Below are 11,634 nucleotides of genomic sequence, written 5' to 3' on the forward strand. Positions count from 1 at the left end.
GGTTAGATCCATCGTGCAATCAGGGCCGCGATCAGGCTGAGCACGACGGTGCTTCCGATCGGCAGCTGCCACTCGCGCCCGAAGGCGCGGAACTCGAAGTCGCCGGGCAGGCGCCCGAAGCCGAAGCGCCGCAGCCATTGCGTCAGGCCGCTCATCAGGAGCAGCGCGAGCACGACGACGATCAGCCAGCGAATCATGCGGCGAGTCTAGCGCTCGGACCCGCAAGGTGTCGCAAAACTGCAAGACCCGAAGGGCCCTTGCGCGGAACATCGATCACTCGATCCGACGCAAGGAGATGAGCATGTTCGACAAGGCGCTTCGCGCCGGCCTGGCCGGCCTGCTGCTGGTGCTGGCAGCTGCCGGCATCGCCGCCTGCGACATGCGGGCCACCATCCGCTCGGCCGCCCTCGCGGCCGAGGCGTGGAGCGACAGCGGCAAGGTGCTCGCCTGGCCGCTTGCGCGCGAGCCGCTGGATCGGCAAGCGGCCACGCCGGTCGAAAGAAGCGCAGGCGCGCCGCGCGCCGGGGCCCTTTGAGCCCCGTGCGGCGCGCAGCCTCTCAGGCCGCCAGCCGCAGGGCTTCGGCCTCGCCGGCCGCGGGGAGCATGATCATCCGCTGCGCAAAGACCGAGCGCAGGGCAGCCGCGGGACCGCCGCCCTCGCGCAGCTGGCGCGGCGTGACGCCGGCCGTCTCGGAGAAGGCACGTGTCATGTGGGCCTGGTCGGCATAGCCCTGCTCCGCCGCCACATGGGCCAGCGGCGTCCCCTCGGCGATCGCGCAGGCCGCGCGCTGGAAACGCACCAGCCGCGCGTAGCCGGCCGGCGCCACGCCCAGCCAGTGGCGGAAGTCGCGCTCCAGCTGGCGCCGGCTCACGCGATGCTGGCCGGCCAGTTCGTCGACCGACAGCTCCGGCGCCTCGAGCAGCGACATCGCCGCCGCCGCCACACGCTCGGCCTGCCAGCCCAGCGGGCGGCGCTCGCCGATGCGGGTCTCGAGCCAGCGCCCGAAGACCGCGCAGCGCTCGGGCCCGGACGGGGCATCGACCAGTGCGCCGTGCAGCATCGCCTCCTGCCATGCCGGGACGATCTCGCGCAGCGGCAGGCGCTCGTTGCACAGGCGGTCCCAGGGCCGGCCGAAGGCGCGCAGCAGGCCCAGCGGCGTCAGCATGGCGATCGCCAGCTGGCCCCGGCCCTGCGTCTGGAAGTTCACGGCCTGCGTGCGCAGCGCCGAGACCATCACGCGCAGCGCGCCGCCGTCGCCGGCGCTGCGGCAGTCCAGCCGCTCGTCGCAATAGGCCGTGACCATGAAGAGCTCATGCGGCAGCCCCCGGTGTACGCCGCCCCCGAGGGCCTCGACGTCGACGAGGCCCAGCGAGGCCACATGCCGTGTCGGCAGGGCGGCGGCGGCGCAGGCATGCGCAACATGGAAGCGCTTGGCGGGCGCGGCGTGGATCGCGTAGACGGACATCGGAGCCTCCCACGAAAAACATGAAGGGGAGCTTCTATTGTTCGGTGCGCGGCGCCGGCCGTCCCGGGGCCTTTGTCCCGTCCGGGCCACCCCCGACGCCATTGTTAGCTGTGGGGACCGGGACCTGTGTCCCGGGCGAGCTTAAGGATCGCCTAAGCATCGGTGTCGATAGTGAAGCGATGAGCGCGATCCGCGAATTCGTCCGCCAGGTCGACGAGGGCGCCGTGCCCGATGCGACGCGGCGCCGGCTGCTGCGCACGGCCACCGGCGTCGTCGGCGGTGCCGGCCTACTGGCAGCGGCCTATCCCTTCGTCGCCAGCCTGGAGCCCTCCGAACGTGCCAGGGCGTTCGGCGGGCCGGTGCAGGTCGACCTCGCCACGCTGGCGGTGGGCGAACTGCGCACCGTGGAATGGCGCGGCAAGCCGGTCTGGCTGATGCGCCGCAGCGACGAAATGGTGCGGGCACTTCGCTGGCCCGACCCGGAACTCGCGGACCCGCAGTCCAAGCGGTCCGAGCAACCGGCGTCGTGCGCCAATCCCACCCGCTCGGAGCGGGCGGATCTCTTTGTCGCGATCGGCATCTGCACCCACCTGGGCTGCACGCCGACACTGCGGCTGGACGACGCCGCATTGAACGCGGAGCTACACGCCCCCGGAGGATTCGTGTGCCCTTGCCACGGCTCGCGCTACGACCTGGCGGGCCGGGTCGTGAAGAACGTGCCGGCCCCGACCAACCTGGAGATTCCGGACTATGCGTTCACGGGCGCGTCGACGCTGCGAATCGGCTGAGCCGCGCGATCAGGGCGCTACGGATTGAGGATCGCCAGCGCCTCCTGGTGCAGCGCAGGCGTGGCCGCGGCGATCACGCGCCCGTCGGAGCCCAGCCCCAGCGGCCGGCCCGCCCAGTCGGTGATGACGCCGCCCGCGGCCTCGATCAGGCCGGCAGGGCCCAGGTAGTCGTAGGGCTGCAGTCCGGTCTCCACCACCAGGTCGACGGTGCCGCCGGCCAGCTGGGCGTAGCTGTAGCAGTCGCCCCCGAAACGGCGCATCGCGCAGCGCCGGCTCAGCCGGTCGAAGGCCTGCCAGTCGGCGGCGCCGAAGATGTCGGGCGAGGTGGTGAAGATGCGCGCCGCCTCGACGGCGCTGCAGGCGCTCACGCGCACCGCCTGGCCGTTGCGCTGCGCGCCCAGGCCGGCCTGGCCGACCCAGCGCTCGCCCAGCACCGGCATGTCGACCATGCCCAGTTCGACGCGGCCGCCGCGCACCAGGCCGATCAGCGTGCCCCACAGCGGCGAACCGGTGATGAAGCTGCGCGTGCCGTCGATCGGGTCGAGCACCCAGACGCTGGCGGCGTCCACGCGTTCCAGGCCGTGCTCCTCGCCGTAGATGCCATCGGCCGGGCGTTCCCGGCCCAGGATCTCGCGCATGGCGGCCTCGGCCGCGCGGTCGGCCTGCGTGACCGGGCTTTCATCGGCCTTGGCGATCACCTCCAGCGGCGTGCGGAACAGGCGCAGCGAATGGGAGGCAGCGGCATCGGCGAGGGCGTTGGCGATGCGCAGGTCGTCTTGGGGTATGGCGGGGGAGCTCATGGGGCGGAAAACGCAAAAGAGTGGATTAAACCTGACGCCAAGCCGCTTCGACGACGCACGCACGGCGTTGCCGGGATCGGTTGGACTTGGGACGACCAGATCCTGGAGCCCAAGCCATGCACCTGATCCGATTCCTGCAACGCCTGCTGGCCGCGACAGCGGTCGCACTCTGTGCGGCCGGCCTGGCCTATGCGACGCCCTCGCCCTCCGAGCAGAAGGTCATCGAGACGCTGATTGCGCGCGTCGCCGACCAAAAGTCGATGAGGTTCGTGCGCAACGGCGAGGAGCATGATTCGGCGGAAGCCGCGCGGCACCTGCGCGCCAAGTACGACCATTTCAAGGACAAGATCGTGACCGCGGAGGACTTCATCCGGCTCTGCGGCACGCGCTCCGAAATGACCAGGAAGCCTTACAAGGTCCAAACCGCGAACAAGGGCACGCGCAACTCCGCCGACTTCCTGCACGAGGAGCTTCGCCGGGTGAGGCGGCAGGCCAAGGGCTGAGCGTTCTCGCTTGCCGCAGCGCGCAGCAGGTCAGAACGGCGCATCGCCCTCGACGGTGGTGCGGTAGAGCTTGCGCCGCAGGTGGTCGGGCGTGCCCGCCGCGAGGTGCATCAGCGAACGGTTGTCCCAGAACACCAGGTCGTGCGGCGCCCAGCGGTGGCGGTACACGTACTCGGGCTTGACGCTGTGCGCGAACAGCTCGGCCAGCAGCGCATCGCCCTCCTCCTGCGGCAGGCCGACGATACGGGTCGTGAAATGCTCGCTGACGAAGAGCGCCTTGCGGCCGGTCTCCGGATGGGTGCGCACCACCGGCTGCACGGCCGGCGCGACCTGGTCGATCTGGGCCTGCGACAGCTTGGGGCGCCAAGGGTTCTTCGCGCGCAGCTCTTCGTATTTCGCAAGGTAGCTGTGCTCGGCCTTCAGCGGCAGGATGCGCTGCTGCAGCGCGGGCGGAAGGCCTTCCCAGGCCAGGTGCTGGTCGGCGAACAGCGTGTCGCCGCCCTCGCTCGGCAGTTCCTGCGCATGCAGCAGCGAGCCCAGGCTGGGCTTGGGCTTGTACGACAGATCGGAGTGCCAGTAGGCGCCGGCATCGCCCAGGCCCAGCGGCTCGCCGTCGGGCTTCTTGATGTTGGAGACGATCAGGATCTCCGGATGGCCCGCCAGATGGAACTGGTGCAGCACATGGATCTCGAGCGGGCCGAAGCGGCGGCTGAAGGCGATGTGCGCTTCGGGCGTGACGCGCTGGTCGCGGAAGACCAGCACATGGTGGTCCAGGTGCGCGCGGTGGATGCGCGCGAAGTCGGCGGCGTTGAAGGGCTTGCCGATGTCCAGGCCGAGCACCTCGGCGCCGACCGGTGCGTCGAAGCGGCGGATCTCGAAATCCTGGGGCGGCGGGGTATCAGGGAAAGCAGTCATTCGAACGATTCATCGAGTAACCGGCCACTGTAGGAGCATGGCCGGCGATTGCCAAGGAACCGCTGGTTGCTAGCTTATGGCCCTCGTAGGCGCATCACAGCGTATGGCTGCGGTCGCCCTCGGCGAAACCCAAGGCGTCCCAGCCCTCCCCGACCGCGAAGCCGATCACCTTGAACAGCTCGCCCATCTCGTGCTCGTGGATCAGCCGCGCCGCCAGCGTGCGCTCGGCCAGCGATGCCGATTCCATCATCGGCAGGATGCCGGCATTGAGCAGGAACCTCGCCTGGCTGGTGTAGCCCAGCACCGCCAGCCCGGCGTCCTGCCCGGCCAGCGCGATGCCGGTGAAGTCGACGTGGGCCGTGATGTCCTTGACGCCGACATCGGCCAGCGGATCGGCATCGGCCAGGTGGCCGCGGTGGCACATCACGGTGCCCATGTGGCGCTGCGGGTGGTAGTACTCGGCCTCGGGAAAGCCGTAGTCGATGAAGAAGGCGGCGCCCTGCTGCAGGCGTTCCGCCAGGGTGGCGATGAAGGCGCGGGCCTGCGGGTGGATCTCGGTCAGGTAGTCGTGCGCGCCGGCGATCTCGACGGGCGGGCGCAGCTCGGTCGGGCGGTCGTCCCAGCCGAAGCCCTCGCCTTGCCGCACGACGCCGCGCTCGAACCACTGCCCGCCGCGCCGCGCCAGCAGCTGCACGGGCATGGCGTCGAGCACCTCGTTGCCCACCACCACGCCGCGCATGTGTGCCGGCAGCTCGGACAGCCACTCGACCTTGGCGTGCCAGGGCGCGAGCGCCTGCTGCTGGCGCTCGCGCAGCGTGCCCGACAGGTCGACGATGCGGTAGCGCGCGACGCGCTCGCCCAACGCCCCGAGCAACTGTGCGGCCAGCGCGCCCGAGCCGGCGCCGAACTCCCAGATCGCGTCGGTGCCGGTGCGCTCCAGCGCCTCGGCCAGCTGCAGCGCCAGCGTGCGGCCGAACAGCGGCGTGAGCTCGGGCGCGGTGACGAAGTCGCTGCCCGATTCGGGCATGTGGCCGAACTTGCGGCTCGCGTTGGCGTAATAGCCCAGCCCCGGCGCGTACAAGGCGAGGGCCATGAAGCGGTCGAAGGGCAGCCAGCCGCCGTCGCGCTGCAGGGCGGCGTCGATAATCCGGGTCAGGGGGTTGGCGCGCGCGGCGCCCGGCTCCACTTTCATAAGACAGGAAATCTATCAGCATGCGCGAATTCCCCCCACGCCCCGGCGTGCTCGTGACCGGCGGCGGCCGACGGCTCGGCGCCGCGACCTGCGAAGCCTTCGCGCGCGCGGGCTGGCCGGTGTGGTGCCAGTACCGCGCCTCGCGCGAGGAAGCCGAGGCCCTGTGCGCGCGGCTGCGCGGCGAAGGGCTGCGGGCCACGGCGGTCGAGGCCGACATCGGCAGCGCCGCCGGCCGGCGCGCCCTGCTCGAGCGGATCGAGGGCCCGCTGGCCTGCGTGGTCAACAACGCCTCGGCCTTCGAGCCCGATACCGGGCTGGACTTCGACGAGGACGCCGCGCTGCGCCAGATCGGCGTGAACCTGATCGCGCCGCTGGACTTCGCGCGCCTGCTGGCGCAGCGGGCGGTGGCGGGCGACGGCATCGACCGCTGCGCGATCCACATCCTCGACCAGAAGGTCTACAACCTGAATCCCGACTACTTCTCCTACACGGTGTCCAAGCTGGCGCTGGAGCGCGCGGTGGCGCTGCAGGCGCAGTCGCTGGCGCCGGCCGTGCGCGTGTGCGGCGTGGCGCCGGGCATCCTCTACCCGAGCGGGCCGCAGGACCAGGCCAACTTCCAACTGGCGGCGCGCGCCAACCCGATGCGCCGGCCCATCGACCCGGCCGACGTCGCGCGCGCCTGCGTCTTCCTCGCCGGCACGCCCAGCGTGACCGGCACCACCCTCAGCGTGGACAACGGCCAGCACCTGGTGCCGCTGCCGCGCGACATCATGTTCGTCGTCGACGAGCTGCTGAAAGCCCCCAAGCCATGAGCCATGCATCCATCGACCCGCTGCTGAGCACCTGCCGGCGCGTCTTCCTGAGCGACTACGAGGTCTGGATCAACATCGGCGTGCACGAGTTCGAAAAGCGCGCCGAGCAGCGCGTCATCATCAACGTCGACCTCTACGTGCCGCTGGATGTCTCCACGCCCAAGGCCGACGAGCTCGACGAGGTGGTCGACTACGACTTCATCCGCCGCACCGTCGCCACGCGCCTGTCCAAGGGCCACATCCACTTGCAGGAAACGCTGTGCGACGACATCCTCGACCAGGTGCTGATGCATCCGAAGGTGCAGGCGGCGCGGGTGTCGACCGCCAAGCCTGACGTGTACCCCGATTGCGCGGCAGTCGGTGTGGAAGTTTTCAGGAGCAAGTGATGAGCGCTGTATGGATCGACGACGAGGCCGCTTCGTCTGCCGGCAACGGCCTGAAGATCGAGCGCGAGACCCACAAGCTCGAGAAGCGCCTGTGCCGCGAGGTCGGCCGCGCGATCTTCGACTACAACATGATCGAAGAGGGCGACAAGGTCATGGTCTGCGTCTCGGGCGGCAAGGACAGCTATGCGCTGCTCGACATCCTGCTCAAGCTGCGCGCCCGCGCCCCGGTGCATTTCGACATCGTCGCGGTCAACCTCGACCAGAAGCAGCCCGGCTTTCCCGAGGAGGTGCTGCCCACCTACCTGAAGGCGCTGGGCGTGCCCTTCCACATCGAGGAGCAGGACACCTACTCGATCGTCAAGCGCGTCATCCCGGAAGGCAAGACCACCTGCGGCCTGTGCAGCCGGCTGCGTCGCGGCATCCTCTACCGCGTGGCCGACGAGCTGGGCGCCACCAAGGTCGCGCTCGGCCATCACCGCGACGACATGCTGCAGACCTTCTTCCTCAACATGTTCTTCGCCGGCAAGCTCAAGTCCATGCCGCCCAAGCTGGTGAGCGACGACGGCCGCCACATCGTCATCCGGCCGCTGGCTTACGTGGCCGAGAAGGACTTGGTGCGCTGGGCCCAGCACCGCGCCTTCCCCATCATTCCCTGCACCCTCTGCGGCAGCCAGGAGAACCTGCAGCGCAAGCAGGTCGGCGAGATGCTGCGCGAGTGGGAGCGCAAGCACCCGGGGCGCATCGAGAACATGTTCAACGCGCTGCAGAACGTGGTGCCCTCGCACCTGCTGGACGGAACGTCGTTCGACTTCAAGGGTCTGAGGACGACCGGCGTGGCCGACGAGGAAGGCGACAAGGCCTTCGACCCGCCGGACTTCCCGCCGCCGTCGCCGCTTCGCGTCGTGCAGCTTTGAGAGCGGGGGCCGCGCCCCCCCCCCGGACGAGGAGATTCGCGTGAAACACGTCCTTGCCATCCTCGCGCTGTGCGCCGGCCTTGCCGGCTGCGCCACCTGGGTGGTCGACAGCGACGTCCGCAGCTTCTCCAGCCTCGGCACCGTGCCGGCCGGCGCCACCTACCGCTTCGAGCGCCTCCCCTCGCAGCAGGCCGGCGAGGCGCAGCAACAGCAGCTGGAGGCGATGGCCGGCGCCGCGCTCGAACGCGTCGGCCTGCGCCGCGACGAGGTCAGCCCGAAGTACACGGCGCAGATCGCCGCCCGCGTGACCGCCGAGCTCTCGCCCTGGGCCGACCCTTGGTACTACCACGGCGCCTGGGGCCCGGGCTACTACCGCATGCGGCCCTGGGGCTACGGCGGCGGGGGCTGGTACGGGCGCGGTTGGCATGGCGGGGGCTGGTACGGGACGGCCTTCCCGCCGGCCAACCCCTGGTATGCGCGCGAGGTCAGCATCGTGCTGCGCGAGCTGCCCTCCAACCGCGTGGTCTACGAAACGCACGCGCGCAACGACGGCCCCTACACCGCGAGCGCAGCCGTGCTGCCGGTGATGTTCCAGGCCGCGCTGCAGGGCTTCCCGAACCCGCCTGCGGGCGAACGCCGGGTGGACATCGAGATCCCAACCGCGAAGAATTGACTGCAGGAAGGCAGTTCAACTGAACGAAGCGATCGAAGCCCGGCAACTGCAAGAGCGAGCCCTCGTGATTGACGGCCTCCTCAACCGGATCGCCTCTCCGCCTCATGCCGTATTCCTTCCTTGTTGATTCGACAGCACCATTTCGCCGCGACGGCCCAGCTTGCAGTGCTCACATTTCGCTCTACCGTTCCGTCGGCAATCAAATTGTCTGGCTTGCCATCCGCATCAGAGTCGGCCTCATAGACATGGACAGCCAGCCCCTCATGAAGAATGATTGTTTCGCCTGCGGAGTTTGTTCGGGCGTCCGTCTTCGATAGCAGCACCAGGTCAGGTGCCAGCATTTCATTGAAGTCCACTGGAATCCGAGCTTGTTCCACTTCGTGCTCCTTTCACCTGCGCATTTCGGGTGGCACAGGATTAGGGATCGTCGGCGTAAAGAGCCGCTCCAGCTGCGTTGGAGTCAATCCGTCGATGGTCGCGTGGTTGGGGTTGCCCGGCCTACCGTCCAACGTTAGGCGACCACCCGATGCCCGAATCTCGCCAGCGGTGGTCACGCCTACTTGATTGTGTTTGAACGCACCCGTGAGTTCATCGACTGTCGCTCCCGGTTTGCATTGCGTAGACACCCCGTTCAAGGTTCCGTCGGCCGATCTGCCCACCCCCGAGCCATTGGCAAAGTTCTCGGCCCGGCAGGCGCCTCCTCGGCATACGAGCGCCGAGTCGGGCGGCAAATTTGAGCTACCGCCTGCCCGCCCAGGCGACAACGAACCGCCCGCCCTCGCACCACCCCCTGCGATACCACCTCCACCTCCACCGCCGCCCATGCCGGCGCCGCCTTCCAGCGTGACGAGGTCTCTCGGATCCGGATCTCTTTGACCAAACCTTCCGGATCCGTGTAGCTCAATGGATTGCCGTCGACGTAGACTGCATGAGCGACATTCATCAGTCCGATCAACAGCGCTGCCGCGGCGCCCAGCCTTCTCACCCAGTTGCTCATTGCTTTCCTCCTTGGTTGAAGTTCGTTTTACGAGTTCAGTGCATCAACGGTCCATGCCAGCCTTGGCCCGTTTGATCCGCTCGCGGTACGCGGCCTGCTCTTCGGCGGTAGGCGCCTTGAAGCCAAGCGCCTTGGCCCTGTTGCCCCAGTACTGCCAGCCGTCACTCAACTGCTCGAACCGCGGGCGCAGGCTCACCGGGATATCGAATGGCCGAGGGTACTTGTCGATGAACTGCCGCTGCCGCAGGCCCCTGTAGCCCAGGTTAGGCGTTGACGATGGCCCCCATGTCCTTCGGGTAGTGCTCGACCAGCAGCATGGCCAACTTGATGCGCGCCTCGTCGGCTGCATCGGTGTTCTGGGCTTGGTAGTGCTCCAGCAACGAACCGATGGTGGCGACGGCCGCTTCCTTTCGGCTCAGGGGCTGCAGGTAGACCCCGTTCGCTATGGACTCGGGCGTGATCGAGGGGAAGGTCTTGCGCTGCCACTCGTCATCGGCCCAGCCACCGCCATTGGTCGCTTCGACGCCGTACCACTGCCCGTTGTCGCCGCGGAACTTCAGGTAGAGGTGCTCGGGTGCCGAGGCCAGGGCCACGGGTATCCCGAGCTTCTGGCCCAGGATCACGAACAGCGTGGGCATCGAAATGCAGTTGCCGCGGCGCGTGTTCAGGTACACCGGCAGCAGCTTGGCCCGGGGGCTGTGGTCGTCTTCAAGGTTGTAGAGATAGGGTTGGCGCCCGCTGAGCAGGGGCGGCCGGTACAGGTAGTCGCGCAGCGCCTTGAACTTCACCAGGTTCGAGGCGCCAAGTGGAAAGGTGGCTCGGACGTCTTCGGCCAGTTGATCGATCTGCTTCGCGGTGGCCGCCACATCGATGGAGGGATCGATCATCTGATCGACCGCCAGCTTGATGACACCCAGGTCCATCCGCGACTCGGGCTGCTGCAGCAGCGCGCGAACCGTCTTGAGGTCGGAGTCGTAGGAGGCGGGAGTGAGGCGCTGCGCGTGGGCGTGCGATGCCATGAGCAGCATCAGCAACACCCATGGCAGTGCCGCCCGCATGGCGGTACTGACGAAGGCTTTCACCGTTCTTGTTCTGTGTAAGTGAGTGTGACGGCGCGGAGGATATATCGCAGTGCGAGGCCGCCTCTCGGGGCCAACCCTTATGCGGGCGCGCCATCGCCTCGATGGGTCTCCGACGCAAAAGAGACAGCTAACCATTTTGGTTTTCCTTTTGCGTCCTTCGCGAAACTTCGCATCCACTGCGTACGAACGTCCGATTTCAGACCCACCTCTAGAATCGTCCCGATGGAGGTCACCCGACTCATCGCCGTGCGCCACGGCGAAACCGCCTGGAACGTCGACACGCGCATCCAGGGCCAGCTCGACATCGCGCTCAACGACACCGGCCTGTGGCAGGCCCGGCGCGTCGGGGAGGCGCTGGCGGACGAGCCCATCGCGGCCATCTATGCCAGCGACCTGGCGCGCGCCTGGCAGACCGCGCTCGAGATCGCCCGCCCGCTCGGCATCGAGGTGCAGGCCGAGCCCGGGTTGCGCGAGCGGGCCTTCGGCCACTTCGAGGGCCGCACCTTCGCCGACATCGACGCCTCCCTGCCCGAGCAGGCCCGGCTGTGGCGCACGCGCGACCCGGAATTCGCACCGGAAGGCGGTGAGTCGCTGATCACCTTCAGGGAAAGGGTGACGGGCATCGCGGGGGAGCTGGCGCAACGGCACCCGGGCGAGCTGGTGGTGCTGGTGGCGCACGGCGGGGTGATGGACGTTCTCTATCGCGCCGCTACCGGCCAGGAACTGCAGGCCCCGCGAACGTGGCACCTGGGCAACGCCGCCATCAACCGCCTTCTCTGGACCCCCCAGGGCTTCACGCTCGTCGGCTGGGGCGATACGGGACACCTCGATCAGGGCTCGCTGGACGAAGCAACGGCCTGATCGACTACCTCGACCCGAGGCGCCTTGAAAATAGAACTTTTCTATGAGTTCCTACCCATTTCGAGGCATTGTCAGTAGCCCGTTTGTATTCAAATTGTAAAAAGGCGTGCAGAATCGTCACCGCACGAGCTTCTGGCTGACACGCCAACCGCAACTGAATGCGTCAAGGTGTTGCAGAGCTTTCCAAACGGCATAGGCGACCGACATGGCTTTCGTAAGGTGGCGTTACACGTCCCCAAAGAGCA

16 protein-coding genes are annotated in these 11,634 nt (G+C 68.3%); 8 read left to right on the forward strand and 8 right to left on the reverse strand.

Annotated elements, in window-relative coordinates; all coding sequences use genetic code 11:
* Positions 1-2: 2 nt before the first annotated feature.
* Positions 3-197 (reverse strand): DUF2905 domain-containing protein, encoded by a 195-nt coding sequence (locus AC3A6X_RS12715; protein WP_086924150.1) that lies wholly within the window; start codon positions 195-197, stop codon positions 3-5.
* Between the two features lie 104 nt (positions 198-301).
* Between AC3A6X_RS12715 and AC3A6X_RS12720 the strand changes: the two genes are divergently transcribed.
* The gene (locus AC3A6X_RS12720) at positions 302-535 is read left to right on the forward strand and encodes a hypothetical protein (protein ID WP_487842513.1); all 234 of its coding nucleotides are present in this window, start codon (positions 302-304) and stop codon (positions 533-535) included.
* A 22-nt stretch (positions 536-557) separates the two neighbouring features.
* Here the strand turns inward: AC3A6X_RS12720 and AC3A6X_RS12725 are convergent, their stop codons facing one another.
* Positions 558-1,466, reverse strand: a complete 909-nt coding sequence (locus AC3A6X_RS12725; protein ID WP_487842514.1) for a helix-turn-helix transcriptional regulator — start codon at positions 1,464-1,466, stop codon at positions 558-560.
* 179 nt (positions 1,467-1,645) lie between these two features.
* Between AC3A6X_RS12725 and petA the strand changes: the two genes are divergently transcribed.
* Positions 1,646-2,254, forward strand: a complete 609-nt coding sequence (gene petA / locus AC3A6X_RS12730; RefSeq protein WP_487842515.1) for a ubiquinol-cytochrome c reductase iron-sulfur subunit — start codon at positions 1,646-1,648, stop codon at positions 2,252-2,254.
* A gap of 17 nt (positions 2,255-2,271) precedes the next feature.
* Here the strand turns inward: petA and hisN are convergent, their stop codons facing one another.
* Entirely contained in the window at positions 2,272-3,054 is a 783-nt protein-coding gene (gene hisN / locus AC3A6X_RS12735; protein WP_487842516.1) for a histidinol-phosphatase, read from the reverse strand.
* 116 nt (positions 3,055-3,170) lie between these two features.
* On the opposite strand from hisN, the gene AC3A6X_RS12740 reads away from it, so the two are divergent.
* Positions 3,171-3,557 carry a DUF5329 family protein gene (locus AC3A6X_RS12740; protein WP_487842517.1) on the forward strand — a complete coding sequence of 129 codons (387 nt, stop codon included), beginning with the start codon at positions 3,171-3,173 and terminating at the stop codon, positions 3,555-3,557.
* A gap of 30 nt (positions 3,558-3,587) precedes the next feature.
* On the opposite strand, the gene AC3A6X_RS12745 is transcribed toward AC3A6X_RS12740, so the two are convergent.
* Both AC3A6X_RS12745 and AC3A6X_RS12750 read right to left on the reverse strand, forming a co-directional pair.
* On the reverse strand, positions 3,588-4,472 hold the full coding sequence (locus tag AC3A6X_RS12745; RefSeq protein ID WP_487842518.1) for a TauD/TfdA dioxygenase family protein: 885 nt from the start codon (positions 4,470-4,472) through the stop codon (positions 3,588-3,590).
* Between the two features lie 94 nt (positions 4,473-4,566).
* Positions 4,567-5,565, reverse strand: coding sequence for a class I SAM-dependent methyltransferase (locus tag AC3A6X_RS12750; RefSeq protein WP_487842869.1), 999 nt, complete (start codon positions 5,563-5,565; stop codon positions 4,567-4,569).
* Positions 5,566-5,684: 119 nt separating this feature from the next.
* Here AC3A6X_RS12750 and AC3A6X_RS12755 point away from each other — a divergent pair, with 119 nt between their 5' ends.
* Genes AC3A6X_RS12755 through AC3A6X_RS12770 form a run of 4 tightly spaced genes read left to right on the forward strand, consistent with a single transcriptional unit; the run spans position 5,685 to position 8,449 of the window.
* On the forward strand, positions 5,685-6,476 hold the full coding sequence (locus AC3A6X_RS12755) for an SDR family oxidoreductase (RefSeq protein WP_487842519.1): 792 nt from the start codon (positions 5,685-5,687) through the stop codon (positions 6,474-6,476).
* Positions 6,473-6,862: a dihydroneopterin aldolase gene (locus AC3A6X_RS12760; protein WP_487842520.1), complete on the forward strand. Its 390-nt coding sequence runs from the start codon at positions 6,473-6,475 to the stop codon at positions 6,860-6,862. Before AC3A6X_RS12755 ends, AC3A6X_RS12760 begins: the two co-directional genes overlap by 4 nt.
* A complete protein-coding gene (gene ttcA / locus AC3A6X_RS12765; RefSeq protein WP_487842521.1) occupies positions 6,862-7,776 on the forward strand; it encodes a tRNA 2-thiocytidine(32) synthetase TtcA in 915 nt (304 codons plus the stop codon). The genes AC3A6X_RS12760 and ttcA overlap by 1 nt, the downstream gene beginning before the upstream one ends.
* A gap of 40 nt (positions 7,777-7,816) precedes the next feature.
* The gene (locus AC3A6X_RS12770) at positions 7,817-8,449 is read left to right on the forward strand and encodes a DUF4136 domain-containing protein (RefSeq protein WP_487842522.1); all 633 of its coding nucleotides are present in this window, start codon (positions 7,817-7,819) and stop codon (positions 8,447-8,449) included.
* Between the two features lie 80 nt (positions 8,450-8,529).
* Here the strand turns inward: AC3A6X_RS12770 and AC3A6X_RS12775 are convergent, their stop codons facing one another.
* The 3 genes from AC3A6X_RS12775 to AC3A6X_RS12785 all read right to left on the reverse strand — a co-directional run bounded on the left by AC3A6X_RS12775 (position 8,530) and on the right by AC3A6X_RS12785 (position 10,528).
* The gene (locus AC3A6X_RS12775) at positions 8,530-8,826 is read right to left on the reverse strand and encodes a hypothetical protein (protein ID WP_487842523.1); all 297 of its coding nucleotides are present in this window, start codon (positions 8,824-8,826) and stop codon (positions 8,530-8,532) included.
* A gap of 663 nt (positions 8,827-9,489) precedes the next feature.
* Positions 9,490-9,642, reverse strand: a complete 153-nt coding sequence (locus AC3A6X_RS12780) for a hypothetical protein (RefSeq protein WP_487842524.1) — start codon at positions 9,640-9,642, stop codon at positions 9,490-9,492.
* A 67-nt stretch (positions 9,643-9,709) separates the two neighbouring features.
* Positions 9,710-10,528, reverse strand: coding sequence for a transglutaminase family protein (locus AC3A6X_RS12785; RefSeq protein ID WP_487842525.1), 819 nt, complete (start codon positions 10,526-10,528; stop codon positions 9,710-9,712).
* 222 nt (positions 10,529-10,750) lie between these two features.
* On the opposite strand from AC3A6X_RS12785, the gene AC3A6X_RS12790 reads away from it, so the two are divergent.
* The gene (locus AC3A6X_RS12790; protein WP_487842526.1) at positions 10,751-11,389 is read left to right on the forward strand and encodes a histidine phosphatase family protein; all 639 of its coding nucleotides are present in this window, start codon (positions 10,751-10,753) and stop codon (positions 11,387-11,389) included.
* The last annotated feature ends 245 nt before the right edge of the window (positions 11,390-11,634 follow it).

The sequence above is a fragment of the Variovorax sp. Soil_C_12 genome, from assembly GCF_057657375.1.

Bases quoted from the DNA above. Each gene is read 5' to 3' on its own strand.
- AC3A6X_RS12715 (WP_086924150.1), bottom strand. From the start codon at position 197: ATGATTCGCTGGCTGATCGTCGTCGTGCTCGCGCTGCTCCTGATGAGC.
- AC3A6X_RS12720 (WP_487842513.1), top strand. From the start codon at position 302: ATGTTCGACAAGGCGCTTCGCGCCGGCCTGGCCGGCCTGCTGCTGGTG.
- AC3A6X_RS12725 (WP_487842514.1), bottom strand. From the start codon at position 1,466: ATGTCCGTCTACGCGATCCACGCCGCGCCCGCCAAGCGCTTCCATGTT.
- petA (WP_487842515.1), top strand. From the start codon at position 1,646: ATGAGCGCGATCCGCGAATTCGTCCGCCAGGTCGACGAGGGCGCCGTG.
- hisN (WP_487842516.1), bottom strand. From the start codon at position 3,054: ATGAGCTCCCCCGCCATACCCCAAGACGACCTGCGCATCGCCAACGCC.
- AC3A6X_RS12740 (WP_487842517.1), top strand. From the start codon at position 3,171: ATGCACCTGATCCGATTCCTGCAACGCCTGCTGGCCGCGACAGCGGTC.
- AC3A6X_RS12745 (WP_487842518.1), bottom strand. From the start codon at position 4,472: ATGACTGCTTTCCCTGATACCCCGCCGCCCCAGGATTTCGAGATCCGC.
- AC3A6X_RS12750 (WP_487842869.1), bottom strand. From the start codon at position 5,565: ATGGCCCTCGCCTTGTACGCGCCGGGGCTGGGCTATTACGCCAACGCG.
- AC3A6X_RS12755 (WP_487842519.1), top strand. From the start codon at position 5,685: ATGCGCGAATTCCCCCCACGCCCCGGCGTGCTCGTGACCGGCGGCGGC.
- AC3A6X_RS12760 (WP_487842520.1), top strand. From the start codon at position 6,473: ATGAGCCATGCATCCATCGACCCGCTGCTGAGCACCTGCCGGCGCGTC.
- ttcA (WP_487842521.1), top strand. From the start codon at position 6,862: ATGAGCGCTGTATGGATCGACGACGAGGCCGCTTCGTCTGCCGGCAAC.
- AC3A6X_RS12790 (WP_487842526.1), top strand. From the start codon at position 10,751: ATGGAGGTCACCCGACTCATCGCCGTGCGCCACGGCGAAACCGCCTGG.